Below are 14,044 nucleotides of genomic sequence, written 5' to 3'. Positions count from 1 at the left end.
CCTAAATCTGTGATCAAGCGATCGTGTTGAAGAATTTGATGAAGCCGGCCCGGAAATTCGCCTGCGAATACTTCTGGACGCTGGCACGTGCGCGGGCGGCCCACTGCGCCAGTTCGGGCGTCCCATAGAGCTTCATCAAGGAAAGGGTGCGCTCCTGGAGTTCCCTGGCGTCACTGAAGTAATAGCCATCGACGCCGTCGGTGACGACCTCGCGTGGCCCGCCCAACGGCTGCACGATGGGTACGACGCCGGCGGCCATCGCTTCGCAGGCGGTCATTCCGAAGTGTTCCAGTTTCTCGGGCTCCTGGTCACCACGCTCCCCCCAGCCCGCACCATGCCAGAAGATAGATGCCTCCGAATACTCCTGCAGCAGCTCCCGTGATCCAAGGTTTCCGAGAATACGGATCGGATAGCCCTCCGCCAGTGCGTTGACCTTCTGGAAGTAGCGGCGATGCTCCTCGCTTTCCGCATGGACGCTGCCGGCGAGATGGTACTCCCAACCCTCCGGCACGAGGCCCTTGTCGTGCATTTGCCGGAAAGCAGTGATCATCTCGATATGCTTTTTGTTGTGGCCGCCGGAGAAGAAGCGGCCGACACTCAGAATGACCTTCTTCTTGTTCGACAGGTCCACCGAGCCGAAGCGCTCCACGTCGATTGGCGGAGGAAGCACCACGGCATCACGCGCCCAGCGCTTGCGAATCCACGCTGCCGTGAATTCAGAGTTCGCCATCGGATCTTCGTAACTGTCGATGAACGGGCGCCGACTGGACGCCACGCCACGACGCAGCGTGCGCTGCGCCAAACTCGACATACGCGAAAGCCAAGGGTGTCCGGTACGATCAAATCTTCCCGCCGCACGCTGAAAAAGCCTGGGAAGCGGCGCGGCCTCGATGAGTTCATGGGGAAAGAATGCCAGGTACAGCGATTTTCTGGCCTGCGGGACCATCGAAGAGCAGTAAGTGGAATTGATGAATACATCGTACCCGGCCGAGCGTGGCGCGAGCTCGCTGCAGGAGGAGCCGGGCCACTCGACCCAGTGTGCCCCCGCCAAGTTGAGGTTCATCCTGCTACTGAACTCTGCTTCGTCGACGGGGCCGACGCGGATCAGGTCCACCTGGTGGCCTTCGGCCAGCAGGATCTCCGCGATCGTGCCGACGTGTTTTTCACCGCCGCCCATCGTGGCCCAGTAACGATTATAGATGCCTACTTTCATGCGGGGACGGCCCCGATGCGATCCTTGCAGGACGGCAGGCCGCCCCAACGTTGCCGCAGTACGACTGGAAGCAGCTTGAACAGGTCACGCTGGATGCGCAGACGCAGCCCGAACTCCGCGTTCAGGCGCTTGTCAGTGAAGCCGCGACGCGCTGCCGCGACTGCAGAGCGCAGGCATCTCAGTACTTCCCTTCCGTAGGCCCGGCCCGCGACGGCGGCCGGGGCATGTTTGATCTTGATCAGCACATGATTCCTGGAGACGTGGAAAACAAAGACTGGCGACCATTCGACGCTGGATCCCGTATGCACATGGCGTACGACGCTGGCCGGCACGTAACGCAGGCGCCCCCCGCCCTTGCGCAGGCGCCAGCTCAGGTCGGTGTCCTCGTAGTACATGAAAAAGTTCGAATCAAAGAGCCCCGCCTGTACCAGAGCAGAGCGGCGCATGAGCATGGCGGCGCCACAAAGGGCCTGCATGTCCTCCGGCTCATCATACTGACCACGGTCGTCCTCGTAGATTCCACGGTCACCCGCCTCGCCATTGCCATCGAGCAGCGTGCCAGCGTTATTGATGACGTCACAGGCAGCGCCATCGAGCAGGGCGGCCGGGCAAGTAAACACATGCTTTGCATAATCCGCTGCAAGAACACCCGTGCCCAGCACCGTACCCGCGAGGCTCACCGTGAATTCACGGCCCGCTGCGGCATTCGTCCCGGAGACATCCAACTCAAGAACATACCGTCCATCAACCGGATCCGGCGGTAGCGGCAGGCGGATCGTGCCCCGCCCGCTCGTCCAGCGCACGCTCCGGTCTCCGTGCTGTTCCCTGCCCCAGAAGCCCTCCCCGTACAAAGGCTTCTTGTAGCCACTTTCGACAAAACCACTGGCTTCGTCAACAAGCATCCCAAGCTCGCGCGTATCGCTGGACTGGCCCCCCGCACTGGGCTGGAACGGCAGGCTTTCTATCGTCAGCTCGACGTATCGCCGGAAGAACAGGATCTTTGAACCCGCCGCCGTGACATCCGGCTCGTCCATCAGTGCCCGGACAAGCGCCGACAACCAATCGGGATCAACGACGGTGTCGTTGTTGATCAGGCCGATCAGGTCGCCACGAGCCACTTGCATCCCAAGGTTGTTGCCTCCTGCGAATCCAAGGTTGCCTCCCGACTCCACGATCCTTACCCACGGGAAGGCGGAGCGGACGAAGTCCACCGAGCCGTCAGACGAGGCATTGTCCACCATGACGACCTCATAGCGCGGATAGTTCAAGGCGCCAAGGCTCGCCAACAAGGGCTGGAGATAACGCATGCCGTTGTAGTTGACTACGATCAGACTGACCAAGGGCAACATGCCGGTCCAATCGCCCGCGCCTCCCGCGCCAGCACCATCGTCGGAATCGATCGCCAGCGACCCAGCACCATGCCCTGCCGGCACCGTCGCCGGCGCGGCTTCCATGCGGGCCGTCGGCCCCGCGCTGTCGCCGCCTGCGGTACCAGCACCACGGGCATCCTCATACTCCCGAGCGACTTTCCTGAGCTCTGCCTCCCAGGCAGCGTCCTTGTCGGCCAGCGCTTGGTCACGCTCGGCCGCTATGCGGTTTATCTCGGACCGGTAATCGGCAGCCACCTGCTCGACCCGCGCTTCCCACGCCACATCCTTGTCGCGCAGCATACCGTCGCGCTCTTGGCCAATACGTGATATCTCCCGCCGGTAATCGTCCGCGACCTGCTGCACGCGCGATTCAAAATAGCCGGGAACTTCAAACACGGAGTCCGGCAAGCTGGGCAAGGCTCCGGCGGACGCCAGTACGATGAAATAGACCGGCTCGCGCGGCATGCTGCCCGAGCGGACGCTCTCCAGCCCTTCGCTCTCGGTCCAGTAATGGATTCCTGGCGCTACCGGCTCGGCCGCGCCACCGCCATCGGCAACGCGGCCGATCATGGAGGCCATCGTGGTGCGCTGCCCGAGCAGTCGGTAGTTGGGGAAGTAATCCCCCACCAGCGCCTCCAGTTCCTGCCTGTAGAGCTCCTTGACGTGGAACTCATTGCGGAAACCAGGACGATCGGAGTACTCGTAGCGATCCGGGCTGGACATCATGAGCACGCCACCAGGACGCAGCACTCTCACGATCTCCGCCATCATCTCCTGGTGCTGGTTGTGGTGCTCGATGGTCTCGAAGCTGACCACCACATCCACGCTCGCATCGGGCACCGGGATGGCGGCGCACGAGCCGAGCTTGAACTCCAACCCCTCGCGCGGATAGGTCGCTGCCGCATGCGCCACCGCCACGGCATCGATGTCCACGCCGGTGACACGCGCCGCACCGATCGACAGGAGGGCAGATCCATATCCTTCGCCGCAGGCGATATCCAGAACATCCTTGCCGGCGACAATGCGCGATGCGAGCTGGTAGCGGTGGTAGTGCTCCATCTCGATTTCGCCGCTAACGCCCGGCAGAAACCGTTCGCCGGTGAAGCTCATCTCGCCGTCAGGCACCTGGGATCGATCATGGCTCACGACGTTGCCTCCAGTTCAATAGTTCGCATTGGCACACCAAATAGCCCCAGGCAGACGGCGCTGGACTGCACGTGGAGGATCAGCGCATCGTGCACCCACTCGTGCTGGACATGGTCGGCCTGGGTGCCCTCGGCGATGGCTGGGGAAATGCTGTATTCGCCCGCTGGAAGTACCGGAAACCTGAAATCAAACGTCGCCGCGACCTCGCCGTTGCGCGGAACCACGATGGCACGGTCGCGGTGCGCCAGGTATGTGTTGTCGGCAAAGATTATCTGCCCCAGCTTGTCCTTCACGACGAACCCCACGATGGGCCGGCTGATCTGTTCGTTGGCGCGCGCGATGATCCGAAGCTTGACGTCCTGCCCGCCTATCGCCCAGTTCACCTTCTGGCCCTGCGCATCCAGTAGATGCACCGCGGTGATGCGCGCAGCGCCCGTCCCGAACGAAGCACGGTTCTCGTCGAACTGGAAGACCTCGATGTCGTTCCGGAGCATCGACGCATCGATGAGCGTCTGTCTCATATCCACATAGGCGGGTTCCGCGGTCAACTCCAACGGGGAAGGCTGGCCATCCGCGGACGTGTCTTCGACTTCGACTTCGCCTCCACCGCCTTCGACCAGAGCAGTCTCTGCCATGCTGCCATCCTCCGGTTCGAACAGCGACGCCAGGTACTCCTGCGACAGTTCCTTGGGCGCGCCGTTCATGCGCATGACACCCTTGTCGAGCCAGATTGCGCGCTCGCACAGGTTGATGATGGCCCCCATGTCGTGGCTGCAGAAGAGCAGCGTCCCTCGCTTCATGAAAGAGCGCAGGAAACGCATGCACTTCTGCGTGAAGTAGGCATCTCCCACCGAGAGCGCCTCATCCACGACCAGGATATCGGCGTCGACGTGGGCGATCACGGAAAACGCAAGCCGCACGACCATGCCGCTGGAGTAAGTTTTAACCGGTTGGTCGATGAAATCCGGGATGCCGGAGAAGGCCACGATGTCGTCGTAGCGTTCCTCCATCTGCTGGGCCGTCAGCCCGAACAGCGCTCCGCTCAACATGATGTTCTCGCGACCGGTGAACTCCGGATTGAAGCCCGAACCCAGCTCCAGCAACGCGGCGATGCGGCCCGTGGTGCTCACCTGTCCGCTGGACGGCGTCAGCGTGCCGCAGACAAGCTGCAGGAGCGTCGACTTTCCGGAGCCATTGCGTCCGATGATTCCAACGGTCTCGCCGCGACGGACCTTGAAGGAAACGTCCCTCAGTGCCCAGAACTCACGGTGGTACTGCTTCGGTTCGCCACCCAGCGCCCGATCAAGCACCGGCAGGACGAACTGCTTGAGCCGGTCCTTGGGATCGGCGTAGATCTCGTAATACTTGCCCAACCCGGTCACTTCGATGGCGAGTTCGGGCTGGCCCGGATTTTCACATGACATCGGCAAACCCCTTGCGCATCTTCTGGAACACGGCGAACCCTGCGAAAGCAACGAGCAGCGCGATCGACAGGTATGCCGCCAGGCCGACGAAATCAGGGAGCTTGCCCCACACCAGCACTTGGCGCGATTGCTCCATGATGAAGGTAAGCGGGTTGAGCAGGAAGAGTTTCTGGTATTTCTCTGGCCACGCCGATTGCGGATAGAACACCGGCGACAGGAAGAGCATTGCAGTGGTGACGAACGTGGTGGTCTGCTTCAGGTCTCGGATGAACACGCCCAGCGCGGCGAGTATCCAAGTTATCCCCACAGCCATCACCAGCAATGGCGCCAACACCACGGGGAACAACAGCGCATGCCAATGGAGGCCGCCATTGCAGATCAACAGGCCCACCAGCAGCACCAAGGCGCTTGCCAGCGTATGGAACAGCGCGGAGCCGAGGCTGATCACCGGCAGCGCTTCAAGCGGGAAGACGACCTTCGTAACGTAATTCGTGTTCTCGAAGATCATGCCCGGCGCACGATTCACCATCTCGGCGAAGAAGCCATGGATGATGACGCCGACGAACATCACGAGCGCGAACTGGGCCCGACTGTCCCCTACCTGGCCATGCCAGCGGGCCTTGAAGATCACTGCAAAGACGAAGGTGTAGATGAGCAGCATCAACAGCGGATTGATCAATGTCCATAACAAGCCGCCGAACGATCCCTTGTACTTGTTCTGGACGTCGCGTTTCCCGAGCAGCCAGATGATGCCGCGATTGCTCCAGAGTGACCGGAGCATGGCAGCAGGTGTTATCGCATTCATGACGCGTGTATTCCAGTTGGCAGTCTGATTCCCATGGGGTGGCGTAGGCAGGCTCAGGTCGCCGCGTTCCCGCCCAACGCCCTTTCCAGATCCACCTGCAGATCCCCCAACTCTTCAACACCCACGCTCAGCCTTACCAGCGCGTCGCTGATACCCAGCTGCTCGCGCCGCGCGACCGGAATCGAGGCATGCGTCATCACCGCCGGATGGTTCACCAGGCTTTCCACGCCGCCCAGCGACTCGGCCAGAGTGAACAGTTCGGTCTTCTCGCAGAAGCGCTTGGCCGCCTCGAAACCGCCCTTGAGCACGATCGAAACGATGCCGCCGTAACCGGCCATCTGCTTGCCGGCCAGCTCATGCTGCGGGTGCGAGGCCAGGCCCGGGTAGATCACTTTTTCCACGGCCGGGTGCTTCTCCAGCCACTGGGCCAGCGCCAGCGCGTTGGCGCAGTGCGCCTTCATGCGCAGCGGCAGGGTCTTCAGGCCACGCAGGGCCAGGAAGCTGTCGAACGGGCCCTGCACACCACCCACCGAGTTCTGCAGGAAGGCCATCTGCTCGGCCAGTTCGGCGTTGTCGCCGACCACGACCATGCCGCCGACCATGTCCGAGTGGCCATTGAGATACTTGGTGGCCGAATGCAGGACCAGGTCCGCACCCAGTTCCAGCGGGCGCTGCAGCATCGGCGAGGCGAAGGTGTTGTCGACGACGACGATCAGGCCATGGCGCTTGGCGATGGCAGCGACCGCAGCGATGTCGACGATCTTCAGCATCGGGTTGGTCGGGGTCTCGATCCACACCATCTTCGTCTTCGGCGTGATGGAGGCTTCAAACGCCGCCAGATCGGTCAGGTCGACGAAGCTGAAGTCCAGCCCGGCGGTGCGGCGACGCACGCGCTCGAACAGACGGAAGCTGCCGCCGTAGATATCGTCCATTGCCACCACATGGCTGCCGGCGTCCAGCAGCTCGATCACGGTCGAGCTGGCCGCCATGCCCGAAGCGAAGGCAAAGCCGCGGGTGCCGCCTTCCAGCGACGCCACGCAACGCTCATAGGCGAAGCGGGTCGGGTTGTGGGTACGCGAGTACTCGAAGCCCTGATGCTCGCCCGGGCTGGACTGGGCGTAGGTCGAGGTGGCGTAGATCGGCGGCATCACCGCGCCGGTGCTGGGGTCGGGCGACTGGCCACCGTGGATGGCCAGGGTAGCCAGGGCCAGGGCGCGATCCTGGGAAGTTGCGTTGGACATGTTCTTTCCTGAGGGGCGCCGACGCACGGCGCCATCGAAGGTGCGGAAGTCTACCAGCGCGGCCTTAACGACCTTTGACGCGGATAAACCAGGATTCAGCAGTGAACGTCGGCGATCAGCGGCTTACTGCACGCGACGGCGCAGATAGTTCAGCAGATCGATACGGGTGATCAGGCCCAGGAAAGTGTCGCCGTCCATCACGATCGCCACCTGGCCGCGGTCGAACACCGGCAGCAGCGCCTCGATCGGCGACTTCACGTCCAGCCGGTCCAGCTTGCTGACCATCGCGGTGGCGACGGTGTCGCGGAAGCGTGCCTCATCGCCATACACGTGCAGCAGCACGTCGCTTTCGTCGACGATGCCGACCAGCTGCTCGCCGTCCATCACCGGCAGCTGCGACACGTCGTACAGCTTCATGCGCTGGTAGGCAGTGGTCAGCAGGTCGTTCGGACCGATCACCACGGTGTCGCGCTGGCCGTAAGGGCGCAGGATCAGGTCGCGCAGGTCGCCGTGCTGCGGGCGCTGCAGGAAACCGTTGTCCAGCATCCAGTAGTCGTTGTACATCTTCGACAGGTACTTGTTGCCGGTATCCGGCACCAGCACCAGCACCTTCTTCGGCGTGGTCTGCTCCTTGCAGTACTTCAGGCCGGCGGCCAGCAGGGTGCCGGTGGACGAACCACCCAGGATGCCTTCCTTGCCCAGCAGTTCGCGTGCGGTGTGGAAGCTCTCGGCGTCGCTGATGGCATAAGCCTTCTTGACGCGGCTGAAATCGGAGATCGACGGCAGGAAGTCCTCGCCGATGCCTTCCACCAGCCAGCTGCCCGACTTGTCGTTCAGATTGCCGTCGTTGATGTACTCGGCCAGGATCGAACCGACCGGATCGGCCAGCACCAGCTCGGTCTTCGGCGACAGCTTGGCGAAGGCACGCGACAGGCCGGTCATGGTGCCGGAGCTGCCGCAGCCGAACACGATGGCGTCAAGGTCGCCGCCCATCTGCTCGAGGATTTCCGGGCCGGTACCGAATTCATGCGCGGCCGGATTGTCCGGGTTGCCGAACTGGTTGATGAAGTAGGCGCCCGGGGTCTGCTCGGCGATGGTCTTGGCCAGGTCCTGGTAGTACTCCGGATGGCCCTTGGCCACGTCCGAGCGCGTCAGGCGCACTTCGGCGCCCATCGCCTTCAGATTGAAGATCTTTTCCCGGCTCATCTTGTCGGGAACGACCAGAATGAGCTTATAGCCCTTCTGCTGGGCCACCAGCGCCAGGCCCAGGCCGGTGTTGCCAGCCGTGCCCTCGACCAGGGTGGCACCGGGCTTCAGGTCGCCGCGCTTTTCCGCCGCCTCGATCATCGACAGGCCGATGCGATCCTTGATCGATCCGCCCGGGTTGGCGCTCTCCAGCTTCAGGTAGAGCTCGCAGACGCCGGTGTCCAGGCGCTGGGCCTTGACGATCGGGGTCTGGCCGATGAGTTCGAGGACGGAAGAATGGATGGGCATTCGGAGGACTTTCGGTTCGCGCCGCACAGGGCCGGACCGATGATTATCCGACGGATGGCGATGAAAGTCAGGTCGGCAGGGCCGCAGCCTGTCCACCGTAAAAAAGAGATGCGGACGGCCCCGGATCGACGAGGAGACCGGTACCGCCCGCATCGGTGAGTTGTGCCTGCAGGCCAAGGCACCACGGCCTGTGGTGCCTTGGCGCGGCCGCCTCATCGGCGGTGCCGCGATGCCGGGGCAGGAGCGCCCGGCGGGGCCATCGATGGCCGGGTCACGCCGTTCCGGGCGTGACGGGGTGCGTCAAAGCGTGGGGGACGTCATTGGGAGCGGTGTTTCGTACATTCGCAGAAGTCGTTGCTTGGCCAGCAGCTTCTCGCGCTTCATGCGACCCAGGGTGACATCATCGATCGGGAGTACACCCAACTCCGCGTCCATGCACTTCTTGTTCAACTTGCGGTGCTGGTCATGGAGTGCCCTGAACTCCGGATCACGCGCGCGACGGGCGTCGATCTCGCTCTGGGGCTGATCTTCAAACATGATGGACCTCCTTCGACAGATACACGAACGCCCCGGCCGCAAGGCACGGGGCGTTGTTCATGGAGGAGCGCCGGTCGATGGCCACCTGGACGCCTGCAACGACCTGCGGCACTGGCCTGCGCACGTCGATCTGCTGCGGTTCGCGCCCTGTTTGCATCGGCCCGGCCCTCCCATCGTCCGGTCCGCGGCATTGCGTCCCGGACGATTGACCCTACGCCTGCTCAAGGCGGGGTACAAGACCCCTGCGGCAAAAAGACCGAACCCCGCCGGGGCGGGGTTCAGGCTGAATGCTCATCGCAACGAAAAACAAACAATATCAAGCAATTACGGGGCGATGATGACCTCGGCCGAGCGTGCCCGGGTGGACGCCGCCTTCTTGCCGCTGAGCTGGATCCGGTTGCTCGCGACACCCGCCGCGACCAGGGCATCGCGCAGGGCCTCGGCACGCTTCTGACCGACCCCGTTGGCGCTGTCATAGGCCTCGATGCGCAGGCGGCCCTTCTTGCCGATGTTCAGGTACTCGGCCAGTGCCTTGGTCTGGTTGCGGGCCCCACCGGACAGGCTGGAGGCGCCAGCGGCAAATGCGTCACCATTGAAGGTGAAGACTTCGCCACGGCCATCGAACTTCGAGCCCGGCAACTTCTGCCCGGATACCAGCTCGGCTTCCTCGCGGGCCAGCTTGGCGGCGTTCTGCTGGGCGGCGCTGAGGCGCTGCTGCTGCTTGCCGGCCACGCTGGTCAGAGCATTCTCGGCATCCTGGCGGGCCAGGGTCTCGGCCTCGGCGGCCTGGCGCAGGCGCTCAGCCTCCTCGGCCTGCATCTGCGCCTGCATGCGCAGCTGCTCGGCCTCCTGGCGGGCACGGGCGGCATCGCGGCGGCTGGCCTCGATCAGCAGATCACTGCGGGTGCGCTCGAGGCGATCGACCTCACGCGCGGCCAATGCGGCACGCACGGCAGTCTCGGCAATCTCCACCCGGCGCTCGGCCAGGTAGGTGGCCAGCTCCTGGTCGCGGCGCTTGGCCTTGTCCAGGGTGGCGATGGCCTGCTGGGCCTGCATGCGCTCGAAGGCGCCCAGCTCAGCCGTGTCGGGATTGGCCTGGATGGCCATCAGACGCTGGCTCAGTTGCGCCACCATCGGGTTGTCGGCGGCCAGGGCCAGGGTCGGCAGCGTCAGCAGGGCAGCCAGGGTTGCGGCAGTCATCGGCTTCACCGGCGGTCCTCCCCGGTCGACAGCTGGCGTTGCAGCTGGTTGACCTCGTTGCGGCGCAGCTGCAGCTGCGCGGTGACGGTGGCTTCCTCGCTGCGGGCGCGGGCCAGGTCGGCATCGGCAGCGGCGCGCAGGGCGATCGCCGGGGCGTTCTTGCGCTCGCGGCGGTCGCCGGCAGCACGCTGGGCCTGTTCCAGCCCCTGCCGGGCCAGCCCGATCAGGTCCGGGGCGTACTGGTCGGCGTCGGCCTGGGTGGCCTTGTCGACCGCCTGCCGGGCCTGGGCCAGTTCCAGTGCGCCGTCCTGCGCCCAGGCGGGGGCAGACAGTGCGAATGCAAACGCCATCACATACAGGCCATGGCGCATTCGTGCGAAGCTAAGTCGTTTCATTGGGGAGGCCGTACCGGTTGTCGGTTCACGGCCATTGTCGTCAAGCCGACACCGTGCTGGCAACGGGCGTCGGCCGTTTCGTTGGGGAAAATTCGCAATGGATATCGGCTACTTCCTGAAGCTGATGACCGAAAAGAACGCTTCGGACATGTTCCTGACCACCGGAGCACCGGTCTACATCAAGATCGAGGGGAAGCTTTATCCGCTGGGCAACACCGGCCTGCCGCCGGGCATGGTCAAGAAGATCGCCTACTCGCTGATGGACGAAGGCCAGGTGCCGCAGTTCGAGCGCGAGCTGGAGCTCAACATGGCCATCGCCCTGCCCGATGCCGGGCGCTTCCGCGTCAACGTGTTCAAGCAGCGCGGCGAAGTGGGCATGGTCATCCGCGCCATCCGCAGCCGCATCCCGAGCATCGAGGAGCTGAACCTGCCGCAGGTGCTGAAGGACGTCATCATGACCCCGCGCGGGCTGGTGCTGGTGGTGGGGTCCACCGGTTCCGGCAAGTCCACCTCGCTGGCGTCGATGATCGACCACCGCAACAGCACCACCACCGGTCACATCCTCACCATCGAGGACCCGATCGAGTACCTGCACAAGCACAAGATGTCGATCGTCAACCAGCGCGAGGTCGGGCTGGACACCCATGCATTCCACAACGCGCTGAAGAACGCGATGCGTGAAGCGCCGGACGTGATCCTGATCGGCGAAATCCTGGATGCGGAAACGATGGAGGCGGCGATCGCCTTCGCCGAAACCGGCCACCTGTGCCTGGCCACCCTGCACTCCAACAACGCCGACCAGACCATCGAGCGCATCCTCAACTTCTTCCCGGAAAGCGCGCACAAGAACGTGCTGATGAACCTGGCGCTGAACCTGCGTGCGGTGATCAGCCAGCGCCTGGTAAAGAACAAGGAGGGCCGTCGCCTGCCGGCCACCGAGGTGCTGATCAACACGCCGATGATCCGTGACCTGCTGCGTCGCGGCCAGGTGCACGAGATCAAGGCGGCGATGGAAGGCTCGCTGGAGGAAGGCATGGAGAGTTTCGACCAGTGCCTGTTCCGTCTGGCCAAGGCCGGCATCATCGAGCAGGAGGAAGCGCTGCGCGCGGCCGACTCGCGCGATGGCCTGGCCCTGAAGTTCCGCCTGTCCGAAGGCAGCAGCGGCGAGCACGACCCGTATGCGGATTTCTCGGCCGGGCAGCCAAGCATCACTCACGGGTTCTGACCGCACGAAAAAGGGGACGGAGGGGATTAAGTCGTAAGTGCATTTACGACTTAATCCCCTCCGTCCCCTCTACTTTCAGGCGGCGTCGGGCTGGTTTTCCGGGCGTGCGCGGTCGAAGGCGTCCAGTGCCTGGCAGGCAGCTTCGATACGGCGCAGGGTCGGGTACGGCGCCAGGTCCAGGCCGAAGCGATGCGCGTTGTACAGCTGCGGCAGCAGACAGATATCGGCCAGGCCGGGACGGTCACCGTGGCAGAAGGTGCCCGTCGCGCTGCTGTTGGCCAACATTGCCTCCATGGCAGCGAAACCCTCGGCGATCCAGTGCAGGGTCCACTGCGTGCGGGCGTCGGCAGGCACCTGCAGGGTGCGCTCCAGGTACTGCATCACCCGCAGGTTGTTGATCGGGTGGATGTCGCAGGCCACCAGCTGGGCCAGCGCACGCACCCGCGCACGGCCGCCGGCATCGGCCGGCAGCAACGGCACCTGCGGGAAGCGTTCTTCCAGGTATTCAAGGATCGCCAGCGACTGGGTCAGTGCATGCCCGTCATGCAGCAGGGTTGGCACCAGCTGCTGCGGATTGAGTGCGCGATAGGCGTCAAGATGCTGCTCGCCACCTTCGCGCACCAGGTGCACCGGCCGGGCTTCCCAGGCCAGGCCCTTCAGCTCCAGGCCGATGCGCACGCGGTAGGCGGCGCTGGATCGCCAGTAGGTGTACAGCACGATGCCGTCCTCGACCGGGATCTCCATCGCCGCCTCTCTGCTCAGGGCCTGGTCGCCTGTTCGATGCGCTGCTCGATCGCACCGAAGATGCTGTTGCCGGCGGCATCGAGCATCTCGATGCGGACCACGTCGCCGAAGGACATGAACGGCGTGCTCGGCTTGCCGTCGCGCAGGGTCTCCACCACGCGCTGCTCGGCGAAGCACGAGGCGCCCTTGCTGGTGTCCTCGTTGGCGATGGTGCCGGAGCCGACGATGGTGCCGGCGCTGAGCGGACGGGTCTTGGCCGCATGCGCGACCAGCTGGGCGAAGTTGAACTGCATGTCCACGCCCGCTTCCGGCGCGCCGAACCACTGGCCGTTGATGTGGGTCAGCAGCGGCAGGTGCACCTTGCTGTCCTGCCACGCGGCGCCCAGCTCGTCAGGGGTAACGAACACCGGCGACAGCGCCGAGCGCGGCTTGGACTGCAGGAAGCCGAAGCCCTTGGCCAGCTCGCCCGGAATCAGGTTGCGCAGCGAGACATCGTTGACCAGGCCGACCAGCTGGATATGGCCTGCGGCCTGTTCCGGGGTGGCGGCCATCGGCACGTCGTCGGTGATCACCACGATCTCTGCTTCCAGGTCGATGCCATAGTCCTCGCTGACCACCTTGACCGCGTCGCGCGGACCGTAGAAACCGGCGCTGGTCGCCTGGTACATCAGCGGGTCGGTGTAGAAGCTCTCCGGCACCTCGGCGCCACGGGCGCGGCGCACGCGCTCGACATGCGGCAGGTAGGCGCTGCCATCGACGAACTCATAGGCACGCGGCATCGGCGCGGCCAGCGCCTGCGGGTCCAGGTCGAACACGCCATCGGCGTCGCCCGCGTTGAGCGATTCGTACAGGGCGTTCAGGCGCGGCGCGATGTGGCTCCAGTCCTCGAGGGCCTGCTGCAGGGTGGCGGCAATGCCGGTGGCGCGCACGCCGTGGCGCAGGTCACGCGAGACGACGATCAGGGTGCCGTCGCGGCCGCCTTCCTTCAAAGAACCAAGCTTCATGGGTGGGTGTCCGGAGTCGTGGGCAAACAAGTTTCAAGTGTAATCAAATCTGCGTCGACGCCAAGCTGCAGCGCGGCATCGGCCCACCCTACCGTAGTGGGGGGTTCGGCAGGGCTTGCAGCCCTGCACCTGCTTCAAGCCAGGGCAACGTCAACAGCAACAGCAGGCTCTGGGTTGTCTGTGAGCTGGGCGGGACGGTGTGGGTGGGCAGGACACGCCGTAAACCCGTCCCTGGGGGCTCGATGG

Annotated in this window: 12 protein-coding genes; 1 reads left to right on the top strand and 11 read right to left on the bottom strand. The window is 64.2% G+C overall.

Annotation, left to right across the window (positions count from 1 at the left end; all coding sequences use genetic code 11):
* Positions 1 to 13: 13 nt before the first annotated feature.
* From QRO95_RS18370 to QRO95_RS18330, 9 genes are all read right to left on the bottom strand, one after another.
* Positions 14 to 1,213: a glycosyltransferase family 4 protein gene (locus QRO95_RS18370; protein WP_285303150.1), complete on the bottom strand. Its 1,200-nt coding sequence runs from the start codon at positions 1,211 to 1,213 to the stop codon at positions 14 to 16.
* Complete coding sequence (locus QRO95_RS18365) at positions 1,210 to 3,729, bottom strand: glycosyltransferase (RefSeq protein WP_285303149.1); 2,520 nt, start codon at positions 3,727 to 3,729, stop codon at positions 1,210 to 1,212. The genes QRO95_RS18370 and QRO95_RS18365 overlap by 4 nt, the downstream gene beginning before the upstream one ends.
* Complete coding sequence (locus QRO95_RS18360) at positions 3,726 to 5,153, bottom strand: ABC transporter ATP-binding protein (protein WP_285303148.1); 1,428 nt, start codon at positions 5,151 to 5,153, stop codon at positions 3,726 to 3,728. Before QRO95_RS18360 ends, QRO95_RS18365 begins: the two co-directional genes overlap by 4 nt.
* Complete coding sequence (locus QRO95_RS18355) at positions 5,143 to 5,958, bottom strand: ABC transporter permease (RefSeq protein ID WP_049461335.1); 816 nt, start codon at positions 5,956 to 5,958, stop codon at positions 5,143 to 5,145. The genes QRO95_RS18360 and QRO95_RS18355 overlap by 11 nt, the downstream gene beginning before the upstream one ends.
* 53 nt (positions 5,959 to 6,011) lie before the next feature.
* Positions 6,012 to 7,199 carry a cystathionine gamma-synthase gene (locus QRO95_RS18350; RefSeq protein WP_149908752.1) on the bottom strand — a complete coding sequence of 396 codons (1,188 nt, stop codon included), beginning with the start codon at positions 7,197 to 7,199 and terminating at the stop codon, positions 6,012 to 6,014.
* A 123-nt stretch (positions 7,200 to 7,322) separates the two neighbouring features.
* Entirely contained in the window at positions 7,323 to 8,693 is a 1,371-nt protein-coding gene (locus tag QRO95_RS18345) for a pyridoxal-phosphate dependent enzyme (protein WP_032127973.1), read from the bottom strand.
* Between the two features lie 300 nt (positions 8,694 to 8,993).
* The gene (locus QRO95_RS18340; protein WP_004154075.1) at positions 8,994 to 9,230 is read right to left on the bottom strand and encodes a YdcH family protein; all 237 of its coding nucleotides are present in this window, start codon (positions 9,228 to 9,230) and stop codon (positions 8,994 to 8,996) included.
* Positions 9,231 to 9,554: 324 nt separating this feature from the next.
* Positions 9,555 to 10,439, bottom strand: coding sequence for an OmpA family protein (locus QRO95_RS18335; RefSeq protein WP_121504819.1), 885 nt, complete (start codon positions 10,437 to 10,439; stop codon positions 9,555 to 9,557).
* On the bottom strand, positions 10,436 to 10,801 hold the full coding sequence (locus QRO95_RS18330) for a DUF4398 domain-containing protein (RefSeq protein ID WP_049398394.1): 366 nt from the start codon (positions 10,799 to 10,801) through the stop codon (positions 10,436 to 10,438). Before QRO95_RS18330 ends, QRO95_RS18335 begins: the two co-directional genes overlap by 4 nt.
* Positions 10,802 to 10,922: 121 nt before the next feature.
* Between QRO95_RS18330 and QRO95_RS18325 the strand changes: the two genes are divergently transcribed.
* Complete coding sequence (locus QRO95_RS18325; RefSeq protein ID WP_032127971.1) at positions 10,923 to 12,050, top strand: PilT/PilU family type 4a pilus ATPase; 1,128 nt, start codon at positions 10,923 to 10,925, stop codon at positions 12,048 to 12,050.
* A 75-nt stretch (positions 12,051 to 12,125) separates the two neighbouring features.
* Here QRO95_RS18325 and maiA read toward each other — a convergent pair whose 3' ends face one another.
* Entirely contained in the window at positions 12,126 to 12,794 is a 669-nt protein-coding gene (gene maiA, locus QRO95_RS18320; RefSeq protein ID WP_285303147.1) for a maleylacetoacetate isomerase, read from the bottom strand.
* A 14-nt stretch (positions 12,795 to 12,808) separates the two neighbouring features.
* Positions 12,809 to 13,798: a fumarylacetoacetate hydrolase family protein gene (locus tag QRO95_RS18315; RefSeq protein WP_032127967.1), complete on the bottom strand. Its 990-nt coding sequence runs from the start codon at positions 13,796 to 13,798 to the stop codon at positions 12,809 to 12,811.
* Positions 13,799 to 14,044: the final 246 nt, after the last annotated feature.

Origin of the sequence: Stenotrophomonas maltophilia group sp. Smal13 (genome assembly GCF_030236855.1) — a bacterium.
GTDB classification, from domain to species: domain Bacteria; phylum Pseudomonadota; class Gammaproteobacteria; order Xanthomonadales; family Xanthomonadaceae; genus Stenotrophomonas; species Stenotrophomonas maltophilia_A.
This window is presented reverse-complemented; position numbering and strand designations above follow the sequence as displayed.